The following is a 25,086-nucleotide window of genomic DNA, read 5'->3' on the forward strand; positions in this document are numbered from 1 at the left end:
CAGTGGCCAGCAGAACTCTAAGAAGAAAGGGCACCGGACGCGGTACTGGCTAAGCGTGGCATAGAACCGCCGACCTCTCCCGTGTCAAGGAAGCGCTCTCCCATTGAGCTATGTGCCTGCAATACATTGGCGTCCAAAGCAACGATGAACGGTAACGGATTCGTACGAAGCGGGCGACCTGAGTTTTGAGGGACGGATCTAAACGTGCTACCTCAATGCCCTACCAGTTTGGCCTTCTCGGCGTCGGCAATGAGCCTGAGCCAGTCGTCCGCACTCGACGACATCAACTTGCCGGGGCACGCCTGTAGTGCGTCCTGAATCGCTCGCCTAGCCTCTTTAAACCGCTTGTTTTCGAAAAGCGCGCGAATCCATGTCATATACTCGAGAGCGAGGAGGTAGGGGTCGCTCTCATCGCGTAAGGCGAGTTCGAATCCCTTTTTGGCGAGGGGTAAGGCTTCGGAGTGGCGCTTCTGGTCCATAAAGAGGTCCGCTTTTTCCAGGTAAGCGTCGAAGCGCCCGGGTTCCAGGCCTATTGCGGGATCATAGGCTTGCAGTGCCTCGGCGAGAGATTTCTCGTCGTCGAAGTCGCTATATATCGTTCCTAATAGAACCAACGCATCGTAGTTCGAAGGGTCGAGCAGCAGCGCTCGTCTGGCGCGGGCAATAGCTTCGCGCAAAGGTTTTTGTTCAATATTTCCTTCCGACGCATCAATGGAGCTTCGCGCGAACAAATCTGGGCTGAGTCAACGTACCGATCCGCTGCGCGTTTGAGTTGCCGACCAAGACCCTTTTTTTCTCTACGCATACCGAATTCCTGCAGCGCGGCGCCTACTCCCAACAATCACGACGAATAAAGGAACCTCAGTACAAACTTTCTATTAAATCAGACAGCGAGCATCCTTCAAATTCAGTACCGACGTTAGCCAAATCAATAACAGAAAAACGAGGTCGCGACCCTCGACATCCCTGTGGGTTGGCCTATGTCATACATGCATTGACATAGATCGGCGTCGCAGGCTTTTTGCTCTGGGCCGGCACCCCAACCATGAGGATGGTTCACTACGTCGGCACCGGTCAACCCGTTTGCGCCACTCTAGCGAGGTACTCGGTGCGGAGACCGTCCACTGCGCGAACGGTACATTGAGTCCAAGTAGGGTCGATCCAGAGCTCTGTTGTTTTCTTGATGAGCTGGCTTCAATAACGGCTTCCAACTACTTCAACGCCGAGCATCACTGTAACCCGTATGGCTGTGCTCTGCATTTTTGACAACAAAGACTGCCGTCAAGAAACCGGCGAAAGCTAAGACCGTAGGGGTCATCTTCTTCAAGCTCACATAGGCCGAGGTCACCCAAGTTCATTTTGCGAAGCGTAGTGTTCCAGCCCGGCGATATTCAGCCGCCGTACCAGCCGCGGCTGCGGAGAGCTTCCAAAGTCTGGTTCAGATTCTCGTAGGTCTCGTGGTATTGCTCGGGGTTCTTTTCTTTCGACAACGCAGAAAGTGCGTCGCGTAATTCCTCCGCGGCCATTTGCAAATGTTGAGTGCCGGTCTCCTTCACACCCATCGTGTAATACACCGAGGAAAGATTAAATTTCGTCCATGCCCAGGACGTCGGGCTCTTATCCCGCGAGTAGACTGTGAGCGCCTGCTTATAGGCCTCTATTGCTTGATTGTAGTGGGCAGCATTGTCGCTCTCCTGATCGGCGAGATCGGCTAGCGCGATTCCCAAGTTAACCTGCATCGCAGCCCAGCGCTCGGGATAGCGATCGCGCGGCAGCTTGGGGAGTGCGTTTTGATAAATTGCGACAGCCTCCGCCAGAAGAGCTGGATTGCCTTCGCTCCTGCCCTCCGCCGACAAGGCACCAGCGAGATTTGATTGGCCATCAGTCCATTCCTGGATTCCGGTCGAGAGCGGAAATACCTTTGCCGCTTCTCTCGCGGCGGCGACCGCGGCTTGAAAATACTGAGGCTTAGGTTCGCGCGAGGCGAGACGCTGATAGGCAATACTCAATGCGTACTGCGCCTGGCCCCATGCTTTCGGATCCCGATCAGGTGAAAGATGTCGGAGCGTTTCCCGGCCTTGGGCGATAGCATTATGCAAGTCGTTTTCGCCGGTATTGCGATCCCCCAAATCAACCAGCGCGGAATTCAAGCTCTCACGCGCCGCATTGTACTCGGGCGGATCATTTTCCGGCGTGAAGACCTGAAGCGCCAGTTGGAAATGTTGAGCAGCCTCAGTGACGTGTGCCGTATCCCCGTCTGATTTGCTCAGTGTTTCGAGAGCGCCACCCAGCGCAATCTGCGTCTGCGCCCATGCGTATGGATAGTCAAGACGATTTCTCACACGGAGTATTTCGTTGTACATCGCGATCCCCGACTGGACGTAGTCGACATTATGCTGGAGGTCGCCCAGTCCGACCATCGTGCCGGCCAGGCTATGCATGATCTCCGCCCACTCAAAAGGAAATCTTTGGCGCGTGAGCACCGTGAGCGCTTCATTCAGGGGATGGCGCGCCTTGTCCAGTTCCGCTGCATCGTTGTCACGCAGGCCGATTTGGGCGAGAGCATTGCCAAGTTGCATTTGTGTTAAAGCCCATTCGTAATGCTGGTCGGACAAGCTGAAGCTCAGCATCGCCTTGGCGATAAGTGCAACTCCATCGCGCATGCTGGCCGTATCCGCATCGCGAGTTCCGATATCCACAAGTATGCTGCCAAGCGCACGCTGCACTATTGCGAGATCGAACGGATCGCTTTGAGGCGAGTATACGGCCAGGATCTCGCGGCATGCCGCGGCGGCCTGCTTCAGCAGAGCTGTGTCCGGAGCGAGCATGCCTTGGTGATACATATCGGCAACGAGATTGCTCTGAACCATTGCCCATTCGAGCGGGTTGTCCTTCCGATTCCAGTGGTGCAGCGATTTATCGTAGCTGGCATTCGCCTCGGCCATCATCTTGTCATCGCCGGTCCGCCACGCCGTATCGGAGAGCGCGACCCCGATGATGAAGTTCACACGCGCGATTGCATCCGGGCCCCAGGTGGCGCCCTTGTCGCGAAGTAGCTCCTGCACGCGGGTGGTATACGGGGTCAGGTAGTCGGAGTTGACAGGATGCATCCAGAGGTCAGGCTCGGGCGATTCCCGAGCCACAACGAGAGTCACTATCGGAAGAAGGTCTTCGGGTGGAACCTCCGGCAGTTTGAAATCCAAAGGCTGGAACATGCCGCCGAATGAAAACGGCCAAATCGTGAGGAAGAGTGCCGTGACGGATGGGTTTGATTTGTCTTTCGCAGAACCCCAAATCAGCATCCCGACCTGGCTGTCGTACATCGAGTTGTACGCCTCGATATGAGTCGCGATCGGGTCATTCTTTTGCTCGATCGACGTATCCAGTTTCTTGAGCTTAAGGCTGAGTCGCGACGAATGATTGCGGAGTTCGTCGTAGAGCAGGTTCACAACGTGCCCATCGTTGTCATTGTCCAGTTTGGCGAGGCCAATGCTCAACTTGACTTCGAAAGGCCATTCCAGGCGAGGATGTTTCGGTTCGGACGGCGACCAATACTGATGTCCCGCTACGTATGCGATTAAAATTGCGACGCCAAGTGAGGAAAGCAGGCGCGCCACGTGGCGGACGTTCCGGTAGCGCATTCCCCGCCGGCCGATTTGGATGCGCCCCGGCCGCCAGTAGGTGAGGCTCCAGACGATCGATGCGATCGCACCGACGATCGTCATGAAGATCACGAAATGAACGATCACATCGAGATAAACGAGGAAAAAGACGACCGGAACTACTGACAGGCGAAGAGCGAATCCCAGCAGTGCCCCCCGATTGCGCGAAAACCACTCAACGACTCTGTTCATGTCACTCGAAGTGTACGCGGCGCCGCCTCCAGAAGACATCAGGCGCCCATTTGAAGGCAAGGGGGAGTCGCGATGCGCCGCCCTTGCCAGATTCCAATGCGGTTGGGAAACTTGGCGGCCTGACACCTCGTCATGTTAACTGTGACAGCGGGCGAACCTTCATCGAAGCGTGAAAAAGAGCGGTCTCGCGATCTCCCAATCGTGCGAATCGCGATCGAGGCGGTAATTCTGCCGTTTCAGCATCTCGACACCTTTGCCAACTTCGTGTGGATACCAACCTTGGCGAACGCCGTTGTGTCTCTGCTCGCCTGGGTCCTCGCGTATTACGGGATGAGCCAGAACCAGCAGCGCGTCATCTCCTGGATCGTGAACACTTTGGCGTTTACGCCATTTGCGGTGGCGTGGTTCCGACTGATCCTGCTCGGACCGCAATCTATCGCCAGACGGCCGGTCTTCGCGGTCGGAAAAGTCGAGCTGCAGTATCTAGCCGCATACGCCCTCCTGGTCACTGCAGTGGCGGTGACCGTTGGCTTCCCCGCAATGCTCATGCAATCGGCGCATATCCACTATTACGTCACGCACGAATCATTGCCGCTGACGGGCGCCGCCGCGGTTGTAATCGTCGGCGCGACGATCGCGATCATCATGTGTATAAGGTGCTCGTTCGTTTTCCCCGCGATCGCGATTCAACGATATGCGGGATTTGAGCCCGCACTTCGTCAAACTCGTGGATATTTCGAACGGATGCTCGCGATCGATGCGATCGCGCTCGGTCCGTGGTTCGTCGTCGCCAGACTGGTCGACCACGTCGGGAACAACTCTTGGCAACTGATCACCGCGGGGCTCGATATTGTTGGCGTGGGGATTCATACGTTTGAGGTCGCGACGGTTATTGGCACAGTCGCGCTGTCGTATAAGTTCCTGATCTTCGGCCGCGCCTCCTCGCAGCAGATAACCCAGCCGATTGCCGCCGCCAACTGATTTGCCCCCGACTGTCGGCGCTCGCGCCAATCGCCCCACTATTTGCTAAGCTGCGCGCCGGGATCATGGATCGCGAGCGCATCGTGCAGGTGTTCTTTTTCGGCTTTCTGGCCTTGATGGCCTATGAGCTGTACCAGCTTCTCACGCCGTTTTTCGTGCCGTTTGCCTGGGGAATCCTGCTCGCCTTCATGGCCCATCCTTCGCTCATCCACGTGCAGCGATTGGTGAAGAGCCGCACGCTTGCCTCCGTGATCATCAGCCTCGTCGTCGGATTCCTTGTCGTCATGCCCTCGGTATGGCTCTCCGGGCGGCTCGTGGTCGAGGCGCAGGCGCTCTATGCCGAAGCGTCGAAGTGGGCGCAGGGCGAGGACATCCACAAGATCAACGACATGCTGATTCACATCGGGCCGCTCTCGTGGCTCGCGCTGCGGATGCATGAGCATGGCTACGAGCTCAACGACCAGTTGCCCAAGGTCGCGATGCAGGCGGCGCAGGTCACCAGCGACTACGTTATGAAGAACGGCACACAGGTCGCGCGCAATATCGCGGGCTTCGTGTTCGATTTCAGTATCGCGCTGCTCGCGTTCTTCTACATGCTGCGCGACGGCGACTACTACTACCAATCGCTGCGCTCGCTCACCCCGCTGCATGAAGATGACAAGGCCGCGATTTTCGAGACGCTGCGCGCGACGCTCTCCTCAGTGATCCGCGGTCTGATGCTCACCGCTCTGCTCCAGGGCGTGACGATCGGAATCGGCCTGCTGGTCTTCGGTGTGCCCTACTGGTTGTTCCTCGCGCTCGCATCCGCGGCGGCGGGCCTCCTGCCGATCGGCGGCACGGCGCTCATCTGGCTCCCCGCGGCGATCTGGCTGCTCTACACCGCCGGATGGGGCTCGGCAATCGGCCTCGTCGTGTGGTGCGCGATCTGCCTTGCGATTATCGACAACTTCATCAAGCCGATCGCGATGCGCCACGGCACCAGCCTGCCGACGCTCGCGCTGTTCCTGGCGATCATGGGCGGGATCGAGGCCTACGGCCCGCTCGGCCTGTTCCTCGGCCCGGCGATCATCTCGATCTTCGCTGCTCTCCTTCGCGTATATCGGAAAACCTACGGCGAGAACCGGCGCGAAGCCGCATAATCACCAGTTAAAACACGTTCTGCTTCGCTTGGACTTCGCATGCGATTCCGCGATAGTGGGCTCGAGGGGGCACGAGGAACCAATGCGGTGTCCCTCTTGTGGGACTGATAATTCCGACCGGTCGAAGTTCTGCGCGCAATGCGGCGCACAACTTCGCCGCGCCTGTCCTGGCTGCGGCTTCGAGAATTCACCCGGAGCGCGATTCTGCGTCGAGTGCGGAACGTCGGTTTCCGACATTGCAGCTCCATCCGCAACGCCCGAGGGCGCCGCCGACGGCGAGCGGCGTCATCTGACGGTACTCTTCTGCGACCTGGTCAACTCGACCGAGATCGCATCGCATATCGATCCCGAAGAATGGCACCAGATTGCCGCGCAGTATCAGCGTACCGCGGCTGACGCGGTCGAGCGCGCGGGCGGTCATGTCGCCAAGTATCTCGGCGACGGCCTGATGGTTTATTTCGGATGGCCCGAGGCGCACGAGGACGACGCGCAGCGTGCCGTACGCGCCGGGCTCGCGATCGTCGAGGCGGTCGCGGAGCTCAACAAGAAACTTGCCGCCAGTCACAATGTGAAGCTCGCCGTGCGCGTCGGTATCGATGCGGGCTCGGTCGTCGTCGGACATGCCGGCGGCGCGGAGGCCGACGTGTTCGGCCATACTCCGAATATCGCGTCGCGCGTGCAGGGCGCCGCCGCGCCCGACTCGGTCTTTATCACCGACGCAGTGCATCAGCTCGTGTCCGGCGCGTTCGAGCTCGACGATCGCGGCGCGCATCAGCTCAAGGGCGTTGCGGAGCCGGTTCAATTGCATCGCGTGATTGCGCCGGTTGCGGCGCGCCGCCGCACCTATCGCGATGATGCTCGCGCCGTGACGCCGTTCGTCGGCCGCGACGAGGAACTGCGGCTCGTGCTGAGCCGATGGGAGCGCGCGCGCCAGGGCGAGGGTCAGATCGTGCTCGCGGTGGGAGAGCCCGGAATCGGCAAGTCGCGCCTGGTCGAGGAGTTCCGCGCGCGAGTCGCCAACGTGCCTCATATCTGGATCGAATGCGCGGGCGAGCAGTTCTTTCAGAGTACCCCTTTTCATGCCGTGACGCAGATTCTCGCGCAGAGCCTTGGATGGAGCGGCGGCGAACCCGACGAGCGGCGCATCAACGACCTCGAGCGTTCAATGGAAGCGGCGGGAATGAAGGTCAGCGAGGCGGTGCCGCTGATCGCCGAAATGCTCAATCTTGCGGTCGGAGAAAAATATTCGCCGCTGATGTTCGCCGCGGATCAGAAGCGCCGCCGCCTGCTCGCGAACCTCGCGATGTGGATTCTGAGTCTCGCCAGGTCGCAGCCTCTCGTCATTGTGATCGAAGATCTGCAATGGGCGGATCCTTCGACGCTCGAGCTCAGCCAGATGCTGGTGGACCATGGCGCGACCGCCTCGATCCTGCTGCTCTTCACGGCGCGGCCTGAGTTTCGCGCGCCATGGCCGGCCCGCGCGCATCATTCGCAGATCATGCTGAGCCGGCTGAGCGACCGCGAGACGCGCGAGATGGTGGCCGGGGTCGCAGCCCGGCACGCGCTCGACCTGAATGTGATCGAGGCGGTCGTCAAGCGCACCGACGGCGTGCCGCTTTTCGCTGAAGAGCTGACGCGCCTGATGCTCGAGCGCCGCGGCCGTTCGGCGGCGCACGAGATTCCAGCGACGCTGCACGATTCGCTCGAGGCGCGGCTCGATCGCCTCGGCCGCGCGAAGGAAGTCGCGCAGATCGCGGCAGTTATCGGCCGTGATTTCTCCTACGAACTCCTCGCCGCTGTCGCATCGATACCTGAAACGCAGTTGCAGTCGGCCCTGCTCAAACTCGCTGACGCCGAGTTGATTTACGCGCGCGGAATCCCGCCCGAGGCCACCTACCAGTTCAAGCACGCGCTCATCCAGGATGCCGCGTACGAGGCCTTGCTCAAGACCCGACGCAAGGAGATGCATCGACGCGTAGCGCAAACGATCGTCGAGAAATTCCCTGCGATGGCCTCGGCGCGCGGCGAAACGATCGCGCGTCATTGGACCGACGCGGGTGAAGCGGAACTCGCCGTCGCGGCCTGGAAGGACGCCAGCCAGGGCGCCGAAGCGCGCGGCGCGTATCGTGAAGCCGAGCAGAATCTGCGTCAGGCTCTGGCCGACCTGGCTACGCTTCCCGAGTCGCCCGAGCGCGATGCTCGCGAGCTCAAACTCGTGCTGCCGCTGCTCTGGCTGCTGCAAAGAGCGTGGGGCTACGCGGCGCGCGAAACCGTCGAGATGCTCGGGCGCGCCCGCGCTCTGGCCGAGAAAACTGGCAGCACCGGCGATATTTTCAGACAAGGATTCAGCGCATGGGCTGCCGCTTATGCGGCTGGCGATCATGCGGCATCGGCCGCGCTCGCCGATCAAATGATGGACCTGGTCGAACGTGAAGGCACCGAACAGGAACGCGGGCTTGCCTACAACAGTCAGGTCACGGTGCGTCTGTATCGCGGTGACATGGCGGGAGCGGAGGAGTATTTCGAGCGTTTCGACGCTTGTATTGAGTCGATCGGTCCGAGGAAGCTCGCCGGCGTGCTCTCAAACGTCTATGGCTTCTCGAGCATCGGCCTATGGGCGACGGGCCGCATCGACGCAGCCCGTGCGCGGGCGGTCCGCGGCGTCGCCCTCTCCAAGGAGAGTCACAATCCTTACGACGAAGCTTTCGCGCGATGGTTTGAGAGCTGGTTTCATTGCTTCCTGCGCGAACCTCGACTCACCCAGGAAGCGGCAAACGAGAGCCTGGTGATCTGCGAAGAGCGCGGCTTTTCGTATTGTCGCGACCTGGCGCGATTTTCGATCGGATGGGCCGTGGCGCATCTCGGCGATACGAGCGAAGGTTTGAAGTCGATGCGCGAGGCGCTGGATTCGCTCGCCGAGCTCGGCGCGCGCGTCGGATTCACGGAATTGCTGACGCAGTTGGCCGAGGTGCAGGCGCTCGATGGCAGGCTGGAAGATGCGCTCGCATCAATCGAGAATGCGCTCGCGGCCAATCCCGAGGAACTGATCTATCAGCCGGATATCCTGCGATGCCGCGGTGACTTGCGCATCAGGACTGGACAACAGGATGCGGCGGAAGCTGATTTTCGCGAAGCGATCAGGCTCGCTCGCGAGATGAACACCAAATGTTGGGAGATACGCGCCGCGACCAGCCTCGCGAGACTCTTGGCATCGCGGCAAGATCGCGCGGGCGCTCGTGAGTTGCTGAATCCCGTCTACAACTGGTTTACCGACGGCCTCGACACCGCGGATCTCAAGGCCGCGAGGTCCATGCTCGATCAATTGAACTAGCGCCGCGTCTCAGCGAACGCTGATCTCACCAGATGCGCTGCTGAAGCGCCGCACCAGGGCGCGGCCGAGCAGCCATGCGCCGAATCCATAAGAGGCGGCCATAATCAGAATCGCGTCAAGCGCAACGCCCCGGCCGAGGCCGAGTCTGCGTTCGAGAATCAATGTGCCAAAGGTAATCGCAACTGCGATCAAGTTAGCGGCAAACGCGGCGACCGCGAACAGAACCATGCTGAACATCTTTGTGGTTCGCTCGAAGCGACCTCCCTGTATATGGAGACGCTTTGCGTCCCAAAACGATTCGGTTGTCGCGCGCGCGCCACGTCTAGTAACGTTCTGACCTGCAACTGCACGCATCTTTGGAGGGCGGACGCGAATCTCAACCGCGCCGCGAAATTCGATGAAGTATGCCATCGTGACTGGCGGCGCGCGCGGACTCGGACTTGGAATCGTCAACGCGCTGCTGAATGAAAAAGTCGTCGATCGAATCGCCGTTATCGACAAGGAGCTCGCGGGGCCGCCACCCTCGATAAAAGACAAGGTCGAGGGCTTCGCCTCCGACGTGACCGACGAAAAGCAGATTCACGCCGCGATGGAGGAGATCGCCTCGCGCTTCGGACCGCATCCTGACGTGCTGTGCAACAACGCCGGCGGCGGCGAGCGCGCGTGGTTTGAGTCGGGACACCAGACGATGTGGGACAGCGTCGATACCTGGCGGCGCTATGTCGATCTGAATCTCAACTCGGTCTATATCGTGTCGCGCGAAATTGCGCCGCGGATGAAGAGCGGCGGCGCGATCTGCAACACCTCGTCGATCGCGGGTCTGCTGCCGTCTCCCGTGCTGGCGGCATATGCGGCGGCCAAGGCCGGCGTGATTTCGTACACGAAGACGCTCGCGCTGCAGCTCGGTCCCGATGGAATCCGCGTCAACGCCGTCGCCCCGGGTCTCATCTATACGAAGGTGTGGGAGAATCTCGGCGCGGCGCTGGGCGGCGGCGACAGCAACGCGCGCGCCACGTTCGAGGCGACGGTCAAATCGCTGGTGCCACTCGGCCGCGAGCAGACCATGGACGATATCGGCCACACCGTTGCGTGGCTGTGCTCCGGCAAGGCGATCAACGTGACGGGCCAGGTAATCGCCGTCGACGGCGGCATCGTGCTCGGCGCGCCCACGCTGCGCCGCGAGTGAGGCCCTGTAGCGCCCGCATCACAGCCCGTTAGAATATGAACCACCTCGCCCACTTTTTTGTGGGAGAGGTCGCGTGGCGCGGCGGTTGCGATTTTTTCGCAAGCGCCGTGACGCGCGGGTGAGGGTGCAGCGTTCGGAGCATACAGCGATCTCCGTCAAGAACATTTGTGCAAGCTCCGAGCGCGGAACCCTAACCCGACCGGATCGCGACTTGAACTCAGACATCTCAAGTCGCGATCCAGTCGACCTCTTCCGCTTTGCGGGCGAGGTTATAAGAATAATGCGGGCTGAGATTCGGGACAGAGAACAAGGTCCGAGGAATCGATTGAACGCGAACGAACAGAAAGCGATTGCGATCGTGCGCAAGCTGCGGGAGGCGGGCTTCGTGGCCTACTTCAACGGCGGATGCGTGCGCGATCGAATGCTCGGCGTCGCGCCCAAGGACTACGATATCGCGACCGACGCGCGGCCCGAGGTCGTGCAGCGGATGTTCGATCGCACCGTCGCAGTCGGCGCGAAGTTCGGCGTGATCGCGGTGCTGCTCGACGATGAACAGTACGAAGTCGCGACGTTCCGCGCCGATGCCGAGTATATCGATGGCCGCCGTCCCTCGTCGGTCCGCTTCGGCACGATCGAGGAAGACGCGATTCGCCGCGACTTCACGATCGGTGGCATGTACTACGATCCGATGGAGGATCGGCTGATCGATCTGGTCGGCGGGATGCGCGATCTGCGCGCTGGGATCGTGCGCGCGATCGGAAATCCCTACGACCGTTTCGAAGAAGATCACCTGCGTATCCTGCGCGCGGCGCGTTTCGCGGCGCGGCTCGATTTCGTGATCGATCCCGCGACCTGGGCGGCGATGAAACGCTCGGCGCCGACGATCGTCGATATCTCCGCGGAGCGAATCGGCGAAGAGCTCATGAGGTTGATGACCGAGGGACGCGCCGCGCGCGGCATCGACCTGCTAACTGCAAGTGGACTGATGCAGGCCCTGATCCCCGAAGTGCTCGAGATGGTTGGATGCGCGCAGCCGGAGAATTTTCATCCCGAGGGCGACGTTTATACGCATACGCGGCTCGCGGTTTCGATGCTGCCCGCGGACTGCTCCGAGACCGTCGCGTTCGGGATCCTGTTTCACGATGTCGCCAAGCCGCGCACGCGCGCCGTAGTTGGCGACAAGGTCACGTTCTATGGGCATACGGATATCGGCGCGGAAATGGCGGCCGGGATCATGGCGCGGCTCAAGCGCTCGCGCTTTGTACAGGAGCGTGTCGCGTATCTCGTGCGAAATCATCTGCGGCTCACGATGGCGCCGCGGATGCGCCCGGCGACGCTCAAGCGGATGCTCGCGGAAGACGGTTTCGATGAGCTGATGGAAGTCGCGCTGATGGACACCTTTGCGTCGAGCTCGTACATGGGCTTCTGGAACCTGTGTCACCGCGCACGCACTACGATGAGCGCCGCGGAAATCCGCCCGCCGCGCCTCATCGGCGGCAACGATCTGATCGGCCTCGGCTTCGCACCGGGCCCGCGCTTCAAGGCGATCCTCAAGGATGTCGAAGATCAGCAACTCGACGGCGTCCTGACTTCGCGCGAGGCGGCGCTCGACTACGTGCGCAGCCAATACGGATCGCCCTCGCCGCAAAGCGCCGCGTAGGTGCTCGAAGCACACGCCATAACGAAACGATTCGGGCGCACGCTCGCGCTCGACGCAGTTGATTTCGCGGCTCGCCCCGGCGAGATCCACGCGCTCATCGGCGAGAACGGCGCCGGCAAAACCACGCTCATGAACGTGATCGCGGGCGCAGTGCGCCAGGACTCCGGCGAGGCGAGGCTCGATGGACGTGCGCTCAGCGCCGGCTCGCCGCACGACGCGCTCGCGGCGGGAATCGCCGCGGTGCATCAGAGCCCGCTGCTCTTCGAGCGCATGACGTGGGAAGAGAATCTTGCGCTCGGCGGCTTCGGTGCGCAGGGCAAATACGATCTCGCGGCTGTCGCATCCAAAGCGCGCGCGATGGCGCAGCGGCTCGGCTTCGAGCTGCCAAGTGCCGGCGCGCTCGTCGAGCAGCGCTCGGTGACTGAACGTGTGCGGCTTGAGTTGCTGCGCGCGCTCAGCTTCGAGCCGCGCGTGCTGATCTTCGACGAGCCGACGAGCGTGCTGGCGCCGTCGGAGCTTGCGGGCTTTCTCGATTTGCTGCGGCGCCTGCGCGGCGAGAATCGAATAATCATCTGGATAACTCACAAGCTGGCCGAGGCGATGGCCGCCGCCGATCGAATCACAGTTTTGCGGCAGGGCCGCGTCGTCGCGCGCACGACAGTCGCGGAAACCAGCCAGCGCGAGCTCGCGCAATTCATGATCGGCGATCTGGCTGCGCCGGCCGAGGTTTCAGCAACGCCGTCGCATGCGACCGAGCCGTTGCTGCGGATCGCGAACCTCAATCTCGTTTCTGACGGGCGCACGATTCTCGATCATTTGAATCTCGAGCTGCGCGGCGGCGAGATCACGGGGCTTGCGGGCGTCGATGGCAACGGACAGCCGGAGCTGGTCGAGCTACTGGCGCGCGTACGCAAACCGGATGGTGGCACGATCGAAGCGGCGGGCTCATCGTCGATGGCCGTGATTCCCGAAGATCGCGATCACGACGGACTCGTGCTCGATATGACGCTGTGGGAGAACATGCTGCTCGAGCGGCCGCTGCGCGAGCGCTTCGCGCGCCGGGGATGGCTCGATCGCCCGCGCGCGATCGAGCTCTGCGCGGAGCTTATCCAGCGCTTTCGCGTGCGCGCGCCGGGTCCCGACGCGACCGCGGCCTCGCTTTCAGGCGGCAATCGCCAACGCCTCGAAGTTGCGCGCGCGCTCGCGCTCAATCCGAGGATCATTATCGCGCACAACGTCTGCCGCGGCCTCGATCTGGCGGCGACTGCCGATGTTCATCGCACGCTCGTCGAGTTCGCCGCGGGCGGCGGCGCGGTCTTGCTGATCTCGAGCGATCTCGACGAGCTGCTAGTGCTATGCGGCCGGCTGCTCGTAATCAGCCGCGGGAAAATTCGCGAGGCCGAGTCGCACGAGCGCAATCCCGAGCGGCTCGGGCTTCTGATGGCGGGGGCGTGGGACTGATTCGATGCTTTCGGCGCTGATCAAACCCGCCGCCGCGATCGCGCTCGCCGCCGCGATCATTTCGATCGTTCTTCTTGCGCTGGGTGCGTCGCCGATCGCCGTGTTCGCCGCGCTCGGCGATGGCGCATTCGGAAGCTGGTACGCGTTCACAGACACGATCGTCAAAGCCACACCGCTGGTGTTCACGGGCCTCGCCGTCTCGCTCGCGTTCTCGGGGGCGCTGTGGAATATCGGCGCCGACGGGCAGCTGGTGGCCGGTGCGATCGCCGCGGGCGCGATCGGCCCATGGCTCGACGGCTGGCCTCATTCGATAGCGGTGACGATCCTGCTCGCATCGGGCGCGTTTGGCGGCGCGATTTGGGGCGGAATCGCGGGATGGCTGCGCGCGCGGCGCGACGTCAACGAAGTTATCAGCACGATCATGCTTAACTTCGTCGCCGCGCAGACTCTAAGCTGGGTCGTGCACGGTCCGCTGATGGAACCGACGCGCGCGTTTCCCGAGAGCGCGCCGATCGCGCACGCGGCGGAGCTTGGATTCTATTTCCAGCCGAGCCGCCTCAACCTCGGAGTCGTGATCGCGATCGCGCTGGCGGCAGGATGCTACCTGCTGATGTTCCACACCACCGTCGGTTTCGAGCTGCGCGCGATGGGACGAAATCGCCGCGCCTCGACTTTCTTCGGTATCCCGATCGCCGCGCTTACGATCCGTGTGATGGCGCTGAGCGGCGCGCTCGCAGGACTTGGCGGGGCTGCCCATATCGCGGCGATCACTCATCGCCTGTACGAGAAGATTTCTCCGGGCTGGGGCTACGAGGCGATCGCGGTCGCGCTCGTTGCGCGGCTGAATCCGCTCGGGATTCTCGTCGCTGCTCTCCTCTTTGGCGCGCTCGACAACGGCTCGCAAGCGATGCAGCGCGCGGTCGGAGTTTCGCCCGTGCTCGTGCAGGTGATGGAAGGCACGGTGATTCTGATCCTGCTCGCGTTCGATACGCCATACGCGGAGCGGCTCGGTGCGAGCTTCCGCCCGGTGGTTGAGGGGCCCGCACAGCCGGCGGTGTCGCGCGATGCTTGAAGCGTTCCTCAAATCCACGATCGGCATGACGACGCCGATCCTGCTCGCGGCTATCGGCGAACTCCTGGTCGAGGAAAGCGGCATCATCAATATTGGAATCGAAGGCGCGATGCTGTCGGGCGCGTTCTTCGCGTTCGCGGTCGCGTACTTCAGCGGCAGTATGCTGCTCGGCCTCGGCGCGGGAATCGCGGCTGGCGTCGCGATCAATGCGATCTTCGCCGCGATGGTGGTGAACCTCGCCGTGAGCCAGGTCGTCGCCGGCACCGCGCTCAATATTCTGGCGCTAGGTCTCACCGGAGTTTTCTACCGCCAGTTCTTCGGCGTCACCGGGTCGTCATTCATGGTGAAGTCGATGCCGCGGCTGCCGCTCGGTCCGCTCGCCAGCATCCCGATTATCGGACCCGCGTTCTTCGATCATAACCTGCTCGTGTACATCACGTTTGCGCTGATCCCGATCGCGGGCTTCATCATGATGCGCACGCGATACGGACTTCGCTTGCGCGCCGCGGGCGAGCGTCCCGATGCCGCGGATGCGCTCGGGCTCGGAGTGTATCGCCTCAGATGGGAGGCGCTGCTCGTGTCGGGCGCGCTCACCGGAGTCGCGGGCGCTTTCCTGACGCTCGCGTATGCGAACACCTTCGTCGAGAACATCTCGGCCGGCCGCGGCTTCGTCGCGCTGTCGGTCGTTATCCTGGGCCGTTGGAAATCGTGGGGACTCGCCGCGGCGTCATTACTATTCGGCGCCGCGATGGCGCTGCAGTTCGCGATGCAGGCTCTGGGCACCGCGATCCCGTATCAGTTCTTTCTAGCGCTGCCCTACGCGCTGACGCTCGTCGTGCTGGCGACGGTCGGCGGCCAGGCCGCCGCGCCCAGCGCGCTCGGCGAGCCTTACATCCGATCGTAACTTTCGAGCCTTTCGCACGTTTAGTTGGAGCGGCAGTCACGCGATCGGAGGCACCTTGATGGCAGATGACAAAGGCTACATCCAGCCCGGATATCGCACGATCACGCCGTACTTGTATGGCGGCCAAGGGCTGATTGATTTCCTGATAGATGTGTTCGGCGCCGAAGTGCTGCACGGCGGCGACGTAGCCGCCGACGGTAGCAGCCACAATGAAGTGATGATCGGTGACTCGCGCGTGGATTTTGGCTCGGGATATTTCGCCGACAAGTCGATGGCCTCTGCGCTGTGGGTGTACGTTCCCGATGTCGACGCGACATTCGTCAAGGCGCTGAGCGTAGGCGCCAAAGCGGTGCGAGAGCCTGCCGACATGACCTGGGGCGATCGCGTGGGCGGCGTAAGAGACGCCTATGGCAACACGTGGTGGATCGCCACGCACACGCCACCGAAGTGAACCCGGAGCAGCACTTTCGCCTGCACGCCGCTGCGATATAGAGTCTTAGATTATGGCGGCGAATCCTCAGATTCTCGGCTCGTTTCCGATGGCGTTTTGCGGCGGGTGCGAGAAAACAGTGCTCACCCACGTGGGATTCGACGCCGACGGCAATGAGCATCGGATGTGTGTGCATTGCGATGCGCCGATCGACGAGCGCCTCGATTGGGTGGATGCGGAGGAGCTCGAAGCGACCGGCTACTTCATTGGCTCGCCGCCGGTGCAGAAGGCGTGCGGTTCTGGATGCGGCTCCTGCGGCACGAAGCGCGCCCCGAAGTCCTGATCCTGAAAAAATATAGTCGGGTGGGCGTCCCTGCCCGCCATTGAGATGCGCGAGCCATCGGCCCGCGCCACAGTTTGTAAAGCATCGAAGGCGCGCGGCGCGCCGTCTCAACGGCGGGCAGGGACGCCCACCCTGCTGTATTTTTCAGAATTTCAGAAGTTATTTGCCTTCGAGGGCGCCGGTTTGGCGCAGCGCTTCGTAGACAACTATCGAAACTGCGTTGGAGAGGTTGAGGCTGCGGACGCCGGATTCGAAGATCGGGATTCGATACGCGTCTTCGATTCGATCTGCGACGAATTCGCGGCCTAGGCCCTTCGTTTCGCTGCCGAAGAATACGTAGTCGCCGGTCGAGTACGCCGCGTCGAGGTATGATTTGCGCGCGTGCGTCGAAAAATATTTGGAGGGTATGCCCGGATGCGCGGCGGCGAATTCATCCCAGTCGCGATACGTGATCAGATCCACCAGCGGCCAGTAATCGAGGCCGGCGCGCTTCAGATAGCGATCTTCCAGCGAGAATCCCAGCGGGCCGACGAGATGCAGCTGCGTGCGCGTCGCCGCGGCCAGCCTCGCGATCGAGCCGGTGTTCTGCGGGATCTCGGGACGCACCAGCACGATGTGCAGATTGGGCTCCTCGAGGCGCATCGAATTCGTTCAGGCGCGCGCGGCGCTATGGCCGACAGGTTCGCGCTTGCCGCGGAGCGTGATGAAGAAGTTGCCGTGCTCGTCGGACTCGAATCGATCGCTGAGATGGTAGTACGCCGAGCGCAAGAAGCGTGCGCGATACTCGCCGCCTTTAGCCCGCACATAGAGCACGTTGTCATCACCGACCTCGAGCGCGTCGGCGCTGAGCGCTTCGCGAGAGTCGTCGTTGAGCACTATCATGAAGCCGCCGAGCTCGTCGTCCTCGACTGCCTTCACGACGTAGGGCGTATCTTCGACCGTGATCGACGCACGTTCCTCGGCGACTTGCAGATAGTACGAGCCGTCGGGATTGCGCCGGATACTCTGGCTGAAGAGCAGCGCGATGCGCGGGTTGTCGATGCGCTCGTCGTCGCTGTACCAGTTGCCGTCGCGTCGAAAGGAGATTTTTCCCGACTCGACGGCGTAAAAGCCCGCCCGTGCCATGTGGATTTCACCGGTTGCGGCTGTCGAGGAGGATCGTGACCGGGCCGTCGTTGACTAGGTCGACTTCCATCATCGCGCCGAACTCACCTGCCTCAACTTTAACACCGGCTTGATGGGCGAGCGAGAGAAAGTGCTCGTAGAGCCGCCGCGCATCGTCGGGCGCTGCCGCTCGTATAAATGATGGCCGCCGCCCCGACTCGGTATCGGCCAGGAGTGTGAATTGCGAGACTACCAGCAACTCGCCGCCAACCTTCGTCAGCGCGAGGTTCATCTTGCCGTCGGCGTCGGCGAAGATGCGCATCCCGAGCGTGCGATCGCAGATAAAATCGGCGTCAGCTTCGGTGTCATCGCGCGCCACGCCGAGCAAAACGACGAGGCCGCGCCCGATCCGGCCGACGATTTTGCCCCCGATTCGGACCTCAGCCTGACTTACACGTTGAAGAACTGCGCGCATCCGTGCGTCCTATAATGGTGAGTCGGGCAGGCGCAAGCGAATTGGCCCCTGTGGTGCTGGGTGGCGAGCCGGTAATATAGTTCAACCAGATATGATTCCTGTTCTTTTCCAGCTCGGACCCCTGACCGTCTACAGCTACGGCTTGATGATGGCGCTGGGCTTCCTGGCGGCGGATCTGGTGATTCGCCTCGATTGCAAGCGCCGCGGTATCGACCCCGAGTATTCCTCGTCGATGGTTATCTGGGCGGCGATCGGCGGAATCGCGGGCTCGCGAATCTACGCGATCCTTGACGACCTGCCGGCCTACCTCGCCGACCCGAAATCGATGATTTTCTCCGGCTCGGGCTTTGTCTGGTATGGTGGCCTGATCGGCGGCCTGGCAGCGGTCTTTCTCGTCTCGCGACGGTACAAAATTCCCTTCGCGATAACCTGCGACCTGGCCGGGCCCGCGCTCGCAATCGGACAGGCTCTTGGGCGAATCGGATGCCATCTGTCGGGTGACGGCGACTGGGGGTTGCCTTCGACGCTGCCGTGGGCGGTGGCCTACAAAAACGCGATCGTCGGATGGAACGCGCAGACCGTTCTGAAACTTGATGAGCACGGACAGCTTGTCTCGGGCTACTTCCCCGGCGTCAGGGTTCATCCGGCGCCGATCTACGAAACTATCCTCTATATGTTGGTGTTCTCTTACTTGTGGTCGATCAGGAAGAATTATGGCGCCCCGGGACGGCTCTTTTACTGGTATCTTGTCCTCGGCGGGGGGGCGCGCTTTCTGGTTGAGTTCGTAAGGATCAATCCGCGAGTCTTCATGGGCCTGAGCGAGGCGCAACTGATCGCGATTGCGATGATGGTCGGAGGTACGGTCGGTCTCCTGCTGACTTCGTCGCGCGAGACTCCGCAGGCGGTTGAACCCAAAGAGGCGCTAAGAGCCTGAGCGATGGAGAACAGTAACCGATTTCTCTACGTGATTGCGGCCTTCGTGGTCGTCGTTGGACTTGGTCTCGCGATCATCATTGAGAATCGGCGCGCTTCCGAGCAGCCCTTCGTCGGCGAAACGATCCCGGCCCCGTCGTCGTCCTCAAAGGATGAGCCGGTCGCCGCTGGGCCCAAGGCCGCCAATTTCAAGCTCGAATCACTCGACGGCGCGACCGTTACGCTCGATCAGTTCGCGGGCAAGGTCGTGTTCCTCAATATCTGGGCGACCTGGTGCGGGCCGTGCCGCGAGGAAATGCCTTCGATGGAGACGCTGTACAACGAATTCATGACCAACAAGGACTTCGTGATGCTGGCCGTTAGCCAGGACGAGCGGGGACGCACGGCGGTGGCGCCGTACGTTGCAAAGAACGGCTATCACTTCACGGTTCTGCTCGACCCGGAAAACAAGGTGAGTACATCGTATGACGTGAGCGGGGTTCCCGAGACCTTCATAATCGACCGCAACGGGCGCATCGTCGCCCATCACATGGGTGGTTTTGACTGGTCGCGGCCCGACGTCAAGGACGCCCTGCAACAATTGCTCGATGCTAAACAAGGATGACCGGGTGCTGCCTCTTCGTCGTGTGCATCCGGCGCGTCCATATGGTTCAATGTTCAAACTCTTTCTGGCGGTTCATTAATGTCGATGTTTAAGCGCCATCGTTGGTCTATCACTGTGGCAGTGGCGGCAGCGCTCACGTTCGTGGCGCTCCAGGAGATCGCGGTTCGCCGCGCCCAAGCGCTGCCCGACGACACCTACCAGGAGCTCGACACGTTCGCGAGCGTGCTCGCAATCGTGCAGAAAAACTACGTCGAGCCGGTGAGCACCAAGCAGCTGATCGACGGTGCGATCACCGGGATGCTGTCGTCGCTCGATCCGCATAGCGCCTACCTCACGCCCGACCTGTATCGCGACCTCGAGGTCGAAACCCGCGGCAGCTTCGGCGGCCTCGGAATCGAGATCACGATCAAAAACGGCGTGCTTACCGTCGTGTCACCGATCGAAGACACGCCGGCCTACAAGGCCGGAATCAAGGGCGGCGACCAGATAATCAAGATCAACGACGACTTCACCAAGGACATGACGCTCAACGAAGCCGTCAAACGGATGCGCGGGCCCAAGGGCAGCAAGATCAAGCTGACCATTCATCGCCCCAACGTGCCCGACCTGTTCACGGTTTCGCTCGCGCGCGATGTGATCAAGATCCAAGCCGTCAAGTCGAAGATGGTTGACGAACAATACGGCTACATCCGTATTGCGACCTTCCAGGAGAACACCGACGACGGCGTCGAGAAAGCGATCGACGAGATCCGCGAAAAGGATCACGGACAGATCAAAGGCGTCGTGCTCGATCTGCGGGACAATCCGGGCGGCCTGCTGAATCAGGCGGTCAAGGTCAGCGACGATTTCCTCGACGGCGGGCTCATCGTCTACACGCAGGGCCGCAACGAGAATCAGCAGCAGAAGTACTTCTCGCACAAGAAGAAGGACTTCGTCGACTATCCGATGGTCGTGCTGGTGAATGGCGGCAGCGCCAGCGCCAGCGAGATCGTCGCGGGTGCGCTCCAGGATCAGCGGCGCGCCGTGGTCGTCGGCACGCAGACCTTTGGCAAGGGCTCGGTGCAGACGATCCTGCCGCTCGACGATCATTCCGCATTGCGCCTGACGACGGCGCGCTATTACACGCCGCTCGGACGCTCGATCCAGGCAGTTGGTATCACGCCCGATGTCGATAGCGAGCCGCCCAAGCAGACACTAGCTGCGCTCGAACTCCAGGGCGCGCAAGTGGATCAGGATGAAGAGATTCACGAGGCCGACCTGCCGCATCACTTCAAGAACACGCAGAAGCAGGAGAAGCCCAAGACTGGCGCCGAGGCCGAGCCCGCCAAGCCTGGTGCGCAGCCTTCGCCGGGCCTGGGAGCCAAGGCCGAAAAGCAGCCCAAGGAACAGAAGGACGTTCAGCTTGAGAAGGCGATCGATATTCTCAAGCACTGGGACTCCTTCAAGATGCAGCTCGCCCACAACGACGATCCCTCTGATAGCGCGAAGCCGTAACGGCTTAGCCGAGACATGAAAAACGCACGCCGGGCCCTCATGGTCCGGCGCGCGTTTTTCAGGAATCGAAGATCGCGTCAGGCGGGAAGCGCGCCGCCGGGCGGACGGCTCGAATCCAGGATCGCGTGCGCCGCGAGCAGCAGTTGTTGCTGTGTTTCGAGTCGCCTCAGGATGTCGATCATCACCTCGTCCTGCTGCTCCAGGTGACGCATGATCGATTTCACTTCTTCCTCGGCTTTCGCGTTGACCTGGTAATCCTGCTCCGCCATCAGGCGATCCTTCGCGGCCTGCCGGTTCTGCGACATCATGATTATCGGCGCCGCGTAAGCAGCCTGGAAGCTGAGCGCAAGGTTGAGCAGGATGAACGGGTAGGGATCCCAGTGGCGGATCCACCCGATCACGTTAAACGCGATCCATACGATGAGCATTAGAGTCTGCACGATGATGAACGTCCAGCTTCCCATCATTGCGGCAAATGAGTCAGCGATTCGCTCGCCGGTCGTCAGGTGCCGGGCGTGAATCTCGTTCACGTTGAGCACCGGAGCGTGCAGGTGCGCGTGTTTAATCCGCTGTTTTTCCCAGTGTTCGGCAACGCCGGCGATTGCCTGTGCGGTTCGACTCATAAATGTCTCCGCGCGGCCCGGGTAGAGGGATACGGCCGCGCTAATTGAATTTTGCAGTATCGCACTCGACGCGGGCAATCAAAGTGAAGTGCGGGTTTCGCGCCGGGCGATCTGCTAGTGATGTCGCCGACTACCTGCCGAAAGAATTGTTCAGATGAGTTTGCTCGATTCTGAGTTGACCACCGCGCTCGATGAGCTCGAGCGCTCTTCGCTTCGTCGCAGCCTGAGAATCATCGACAGCGCGCACGATACACACGTCACGATCGGCGGGCGGCGCCTTTTGATGATGTCCTCCAACAACTACCTCGGCCTCGCCTCGCATCCGACGCTCAGGCGTGCCGCCATCGACGCCATCGAGCGCTCTGGCGTCGGCGCTGGCGCCTCACGCCTCATCGCGGGCAGCCTCGCGCCGCTTCATCAACTCGAAGTCAAGCTGGCGCATCTGAAAGGGGTCGAGGCGGCGCTCGTGTTCGGTTCAGGCTACCTCGCCAATCTCGGAACGATTACGGCGCTGACCGGACCCGGCGACATGATTTTCAGCGACGAGCTCAATCACGCGAGCCTGATCGACGGGTGCCGTCTGAGCAAGGCGCAGTTGCGAATTTATAGGCATCGCGATGTCGATCATTTGCGCGCGATGCTGGCCGAGGGCGGCGACGCGCGACGGCGTCTCATCGTGACCGATTCCGTATTCAGCATGGACGGCGATTTCGCGCCGCTTAAGGAGATCGTCGAGCTCGCGAAACGTTATCGTGCCGCGGTGGTGATCGATGAGGCGCACGGCGTCGGCGTCGTGGGTCCACGCGGCGCCGGTCTCGCGGCTCATCTTGGCCTCGATCGCGATATCGACGTGCACATCGGCACGCTCAGCAAGGCGCTCGGCTCTTACGGCGCATACGTCGCGGGCTCGCGCGTGTTGATCGACTTCCTGTTAAATCGCGCGCGCAGCTTTATCTATTCGACCGGCCTCGCACCGGCGATGGCCGCGGCGGCAGGCGCCGCCATCGATCTAATCGAATCGATGCCTGAACTGATGGCGCGGCTATGGGACAACGCGAATTATGTGCGCGCCGGTCTCGCCGCCATGGGATTTGCGATCGCGCCGACCGAATCGCCGATTCTGCCCGTGATGATCGGCGAATCCGATGCCGCGGTCGCGATGGCCGCGGCGCTGATTGATCGCGCTGTATACGTGATCGCGATTCGTCCGCCTACCGTTGCGCGCGGCACGGCGCGCCTGCGCGTAACGCCGATCGCCTCGCACACGCGCGCCGATCTCGACCAGGCGCTCGCCGCGTTTCGTTCAGCCGGACTTGCGCTTGGCTTGCTCTGAACGCACTGGCAGCATTGGCGCACAATGAGTTTGCAGTATCCCGATCTTAAATCCACCGATCACCGTTTCCTCTGGCATCCTTTTACGCAGATGCGCACCTGGATGAGCCAGGATCCGCTTGTCATCGAGCGCGGCGACGGCAACTACCTGATCGATGTCGAAGGGCGGCGCTATCTCGACGGCGTCTCGTCGCTATGGTGTAACGTCCATGGTCATCGCAAGGCCGAGCTCGACCGCGCGCTCAAGGAGCAGGTCGATCGAATCGCGCATTCGACGATGCTCGGTCTATCGAACGTTCCCGCGATCGAGCTCGCGCGCGAGCTGATCGCGATCGCGCCGGATGGACTTTCACGCGTCTTCTATTCCGATTCGGGAGCCGAGGCGGTTGAAGTCGCGATCCGTATGGCGACGCAATATTGGCAGCTTAACGGCGAATCGCAGCGCACGAAGTTCCTGACGCTCACCGAGTCGTATCATGGCGACACCGTCGGCTCCGTAAGCCTCGGCTACAGCGAAGCGTTCCATCGCCACGTGAAGCCGCTGCTCTTCCCGGCGCTAAAGGTCGATCCGCCGCACGCGTTCCGTTTCTATCGCGGGATGGACAGCGCCGCGGCGACGGCTGCAGCGCTCGAGGCAGCACGCGAAGCAATAATGGCGCATCGCGACGAGCTCGCCGCGCTGGTGATCGAGCCGCTGATGCAAGGTGCGGCGGGTATGTGGGCGCATTCGGCCCAATACCTGCGCGAAATCACCGCGATGGCTCGTGAAGCGGGCGCGCTGGTGATCTGCGACGAGGTTGCGACCGGCTTCGGCCGCACCGGTGCGATGTTCGCCTCGCAGCTCGCCGGTGTCACGCCTGACCTGCTCTGTCTCGGCAAGGGAATCACCGGCGGTTACCTGCCGCTGGCCGCGACGCTCGCGACTGAGCGCATCTTCGAGGCGTTCCTCGGCGAGCCGCAGGAATATCGCGCCTTCTACTACGGGCATACGTACACCGGTAACCCTCTTGGCGCCGCAGTCGCGCTGGCGAGTCTGAAAGTGTTTCGCGACGAAGCCGTGATCGCGAGTATTCAGCCGCGTATCGCGCAGCTCGAAGCTGGACTTGACAAAATGTTTGCATCGCTGGCGCATGCGGCGGACATCCGCCGATGGGGCCTGATGACTGGCATCGAGCTGATGCAGGATCGCGATCGCGGAATTCCTTTTCCGGCGGCCAATCTCACTGGCGTCCGCGTTATCAAGGAGGCGCGCCGCCACGGCGTCATCATCCGGCCGCTCGGCGACGTGATCATCCTGATGCCGCCGCTTTCGATTCGCGAAGACGAGCTCAACACATTGATCGAAGTGACGTGTAACGCTGTAGTTGATGTGACCGAGCGGGCAGGGCGGTGAGCGAAGATGGCGCACAGATATCTGATCACGGGCACAGACACCGGCGTCGGCAAGACTACTGTCGGATGCGGGCTCGGCTTCGCGATGAAGGCGCGTGGCATGCGCGTTGGAGTCATGAAGCCGGCCGAGACCGGGTGCTCCGAGCTGCCCGACGGCACGCTCGATCCGGCCGATGCGCGCGCGCTCGCGCTCTCCGCGGCATGCCCGCTCGGGCTCGAAACGATCGCGCCCTTCCGCTATCGCTCACCGCTGGCGCCCGCTGCGGCGGCTGTTCTCGACGGAATTCCCGCGCCGGATTTTGCCAAGCTGGCCGAATGTTTCAGAACGATCCAAAGCACGAGCGAGGTGATGCTGGTCGAAGGCGCCGGCGGTATCGCCGTGCCGATTACCTGGGAGCGCAATTTCTCCGACCTTGCCTGGCTGCTCGATCTCGAAACGATCGTCGTGATCGGAAATCGTCTCGGATGCCTGAATGCCGCGGTTCTGACCCTGAACTACGCCGCGAGCCGCGGCCTCAAGATCACCGGCTACATCCTGAACGACGTCGAACCCGCCGACTCTCCCGCCGCGCAAACCAACGAGGCCTCGCTCGCACGCCTCACCCACGAGCGTTACCTCGGCCGCATGCGCTACCGCGAACCGCTCGCGAAATCGATCGTGGAAAAGTTGCTCGGCTGAATCCGACACAATGAACGCTCTCACGATCGAGTCACTTTAAATAAAGTTCTTGTCTGTCCTCTCTCTGGCTGCCATCCATTGCGTCATCT

23 protein-coding genes are annotated in these 25,086 nt (G+C 61.7%); 16 read left to right on the forward strand and 7 right to left on the reverse strand.

Annotation, left to right across the window (positions count from 1 at the left end; genetic code table 11):
* Nucleotides 1-212: 212 nt before the first annotated feature.
* Both VMA09_07075 and VMA09_07080 read right to left on the reverse strand, forming a co-directional pair.
* Complete coding sequence (locus VMA09_07075) at nucleotides 213-677, reverse strand: tetratricopeptide repeat protein (protein ID HUA33349.1); 465 nt, start codon at nucleotides 675-677, stop codon at nucleotides 213-215.
* Between the two features lie 714 nt (nucleotides 678-1,391).
* Complete coding sequence (locus tag VMA09_07080) at nucleotides 1,392-3,854, reverse strand: hypothetical protein (GenBank protein HUA33350.1); 2,463 nt, start codon at nucleotides 3,852-3,854, stop codon at nucleotides 1,392-1,394.
* Nucleotides 3,855-4,055: 201 nt separating this feature from the next.
* Here VMA09_07080 and VMA09_07085 point away from each other — a divergent pair, with 201 nt between their 5' ends.
* The 3 genes from VMA09_07085 (at nucleotide 4,056) to VMA09_07095 (ending at nucleotide 9,305) form a co-directional block, all read left to right on the forward strand.
* Complete coding sequence (locus VMA09_07085; GenBank protein HUA33351.1) at nucleotides 4,056-4,835, forward strand: hypothetical protein; 780 nt, start codon at nucleotides 4,056-4,058, stop codon at nucleotides 4,833-4,835.
* A 65-nt stretch (nucleotides 4,836-4,900) separates the two neighbouring features.
* Nucleotides 4,901-5,974 (forward strand): AI-2E family transporter, encoded by a 1,074-nt coding sequence (locus VMA09_07090; GenBank protein HUA33352.1) that lies wholly within the window; start codon nucleotides 4,901-4,903, stop codon nucleotides 5,972-5,974.
* Nucleotides 5,975-6,056: 82 nt separating this feature from the next.
* Nucleotides 6,057-9,305: an adenylate/guanylate cyclase domain-containing protein gene (locus VMA09_07095; GenBank protein HUA33353.1), complete on the forward strand. Its 3,249-nt coding sequence runs from the start codon at nucleotides 6,057-6,059 to the stop codon at nucleotides 9,303-9,305.
* A gap of 9 nt (nucleotides 9,306-9,314) precedes the next feature.
* Here the strand turns inward: VMA09_07095 and VMA09_07100 are convergent, their stop codons facing one another.
* A complete protein-coding gene (locus VMA09_07100; protein HUA33354.1) occupies nucleotides 9,315-9,542 on the reverse strand; it encodes a hypothetical protein in 228 nt (75 codons plus the stop codon).
* 160 nt (nucleotides 9,543-9,702) lie between these two features.
* Between VMA09_07100 and VMA09_07105 the strand changes: the two genes are divergently transcribed.
* From VMA09_07105 to VMA09_07135, 7 genes are all read left to right on the forward strand, one after another.
* Nucleotides 9,703-10,491 carry an SDR family oxidoreductase gene (locus VMA09_07105; protein ID HUA33355.1) on the forward strand — a complete coding sequence of 263 codons (789 nt, stop codon included), beginning with the start codon at nucleotides 9,703-9,705 and terminating at the stop codon, nucleotides 10,489-10,491.
* 325 nt (nucleotides 10,492-10,816) lie between these two features.
* The gene (locus tag VMA09_07110; protein ID HUA33356.1) at nucleotides 10,817-12,151 is read left to right on the forward strand and encodes an HDIG domain-containing protein; all 1,335 of its coding nucleotides are present in this window, start codon (nucleotides 10,817-10,819) and stop codon (nucleotides 12,149-12,151) included.
* Nucleotides 12,152-13,612 (forward strand): ABC transporter ATP-binding protein, encoded by a 1,461-nt coding sequence (locus VMA09_07115; protein ID HUA33357.1) that lies wholly within the window; start codon nucleotides 12,152-12,154, stop codon nucleotides 13,610-13,612.
* A 4-nt stretch (nucleotides 13,613-13,616) separates the two neighbouring features.
* Nucleotides 13,617-14,684, forward strand: coding sequence for an ABC transporter permease (locus VMA09_07120; protein HUA33358.1), 1,068 nt, complete (start codon nucleotides 13,617-13,619; stop codon nucleotides 14,682-14,684).
* Nucleotides 14,677-15,588, forward strand: coding sequence for an ABC transporter permease (locus VMA09_07125; GenBank protein HUA33359.1), 912 nt, complete (start codon nucleotides 14,677-14,679; stop codon nucleotides 15,586-15,588). Before VMA09_07120 ends, VMA09_07125 begins: the two co-directional genes overlap by 8 nt.
* A 58-nt stretch (nucleotides 15,589-15,646) precedes the next feature.
* Nucleotides 15,647-16,039, forward strand: coding sequence for a VOC family protein (locus VMA09_07130; GenBank protein ID HUA33360.1), 393 nt, complete (start codon nucleotides 15,647-15,649; stop codon nucleotides 16,037-16,039).
* A gap of 52 nt (nucleotides 16,040-16,091) precedes the next feature.
* Nucleotides 16,092-16,361, forward strand: coding sequence for a hypothetical protein (locus VMA09_07135; GenBank protein HUA33361.1), 270 nt, complete (start codon nucleotides 16,092-16,094; stop codon nucleotides 16,359-16,361).
* Between the two features lie 159 nt (nucleotides 16,362-16,520).
* Here the strand turns inward: VMA09_07135 and VMA09_07140 are convergent, their stop codons facing one another.
* Genes VMA09_07140 through dtd form a run of 3 tightly spaced genes read right to left on the reverse strand, consistent with a single transcriptional unit; the run spans nucleotide 16,521 to nucleotide 17,940 of the window.
* The gene (locus tag VMA09_07140; protein ID HUA33362.1) at nucleotides 16,521-17,003 is read right to left on the reverse strand and encodes a tRNA (cytidine(34)-2'-O)-methyltransferase; all 483 of its coding nucleotides are present in this window, start codon (nucleotides 17,001-17,003) and stop codon (nucleotides 16,521-16,523) included.
* A 9-nt stretch (nucleotides 17,004-17,012) separates the two neighbouring features.
* Nucleotides 17,013-17,486 (reverse strand): DUF1285 domain-containing protein, encoded by a 474-nt coding sequence (locus VMA09_07145; GenBank protein ID HUA33363.1) that lies wholly within the window; start codon nucleotides 17,484-17,486, stop codon nucleotides 17,013-17,015.
* Between the two features lie 7 nt (nucleotides 17,487-17,493).
* Nucleotides 17,494-17,940: a D-aminoacyl-tRNA deacylase gene (gene dtd / locus VMA09_07150; protein ID HUA33364.1), complete on the reverse strand. Its 447-nt coding sequence runs from the start codon at nucleotides 17,938-17,940 to the stop codon at nucleotides 17,494-17,496.
* A 91-nt stretch (nucleotides 17,941-18,031) separates the two neighbouring features.
* Here dtd and VMA09_07155 point away from each other — a divergent pair, with 91 nt between their 5' ends.
* The 3 genes from VMA09_07155 to VMA09_07165 all read left to right on the forward strand — a co-directional run bounded on the left by VMA09_07155 (nucleotide 18,032) and on the right by VMA09_07165 (nucleotide 20,971).
* A complete protein-coding gene (locus VMA09_07155) occupies nucleotides 18,032-18,874 on the forward strand; it encodes a prolipoprotein diacylglyceryl transferase (GenBank protein HUA33365.1) in 843 nt (280 codons plus the stop codon).
* A 3-nt stretch (nucleotides 18,875-18,877) separates the two neighbouring features.
* Nucleotides 18,878-19,477, forward strand: a complete 600-nt coding sequence (locus tag VMA09_07160) for a TlpA disulfide reductase family protein (GenBank protein ID HUA33366.1) — start codon at nucleotides 18,878-18,880, stop codon at nucleotides 19,475-19,477.
* A gap of 78 nt (nucleotides 19,478-19,555) precedes the next feature.
* A complete protein-coding gene (locus VMA09_07165) occupies nucleotides 19,556-20,971 on the forward strand; it encodes a S41 family peptidase (GenBank protein HUA33367.1) in 1,416 nt (471 codons plus the stop codon).
* A gap of 77 nt (nucleotides 20,972-21,048) precedes the next feature.
* On the opposite strand, the gene VMA09_07170 is transcribed toward VMA09_07165, so the two are convergent.
* A complete protein-coding gene (locus tag VMA09_07170) occupies nucleotides 21,049-21,594 on the reverse strand; it encodes a DUF1003 domain-containing protein (GenBank protein ID HUA33368.1) in 546 nt (181 codons plus the stop codon).
* Between the two features lie 154 nt (nucleotides 21,595-21,748).
* Between VMA09_07170 and bioF the strand changes: the two genes are divergently transcribed.
* The 3 genes from bioF to bioD are packed head-to-tail and all read left to right on the forward strand — an operon-like array spanning nucleotide 21,749 to nucleotide 24,997.
* Nucleotides 21,749-22,927 carry an 8-amino-7-oxononanoate synthase gene (gene bioF / locus VMA09_07175; protein ID HUA33369.1) on the forward strand — a complete coding sequence of 393 codons (1,179 nt, stop codon included), beginning with the start codon at nucleotides 21,749-21,751 and terminating at the stop codon, nucleotides 22,925-22,927.
* Nucleotides 22,928-22,951: 24 nt separating this feature from the next.
* Nucleotides 22,952-24,319: an adenosylmethionine--8-amino-7-oxononanoate transaminase gene (bioA, locus tag VMA09_07180; protein ID HUA33370.1), complete on the forward strand. Its 1,368-nt coding sequence runs from the start codon at nucleotides 22,952-22,954 to the stop codon at nucleotides 24,317-24,319.
* Between the two features lie 6 nt (nucleotides 24,320-24,325).
* Complete coding sequence (bioD, locus tag VMA09_07185; GenBank protein ID HUA33371.1) at nucleotides 24,326-24,997, forward strand: dethiobiotin synthase; 672 nt, start codon at nucleotides 24,326-24,328, stop codon at nucleotides 24,995-24,997.
* Nucleotides 24,998-25,086: the final 89 nt, after the last annotated feature.

The organism is Candidatus Binataceae bacterium, from assembly GCA_035508495.1.
Lineage (GTDB): Bacteria > Desulfobacterota > Binatia > Binatales > Binataceae > JASHPB01.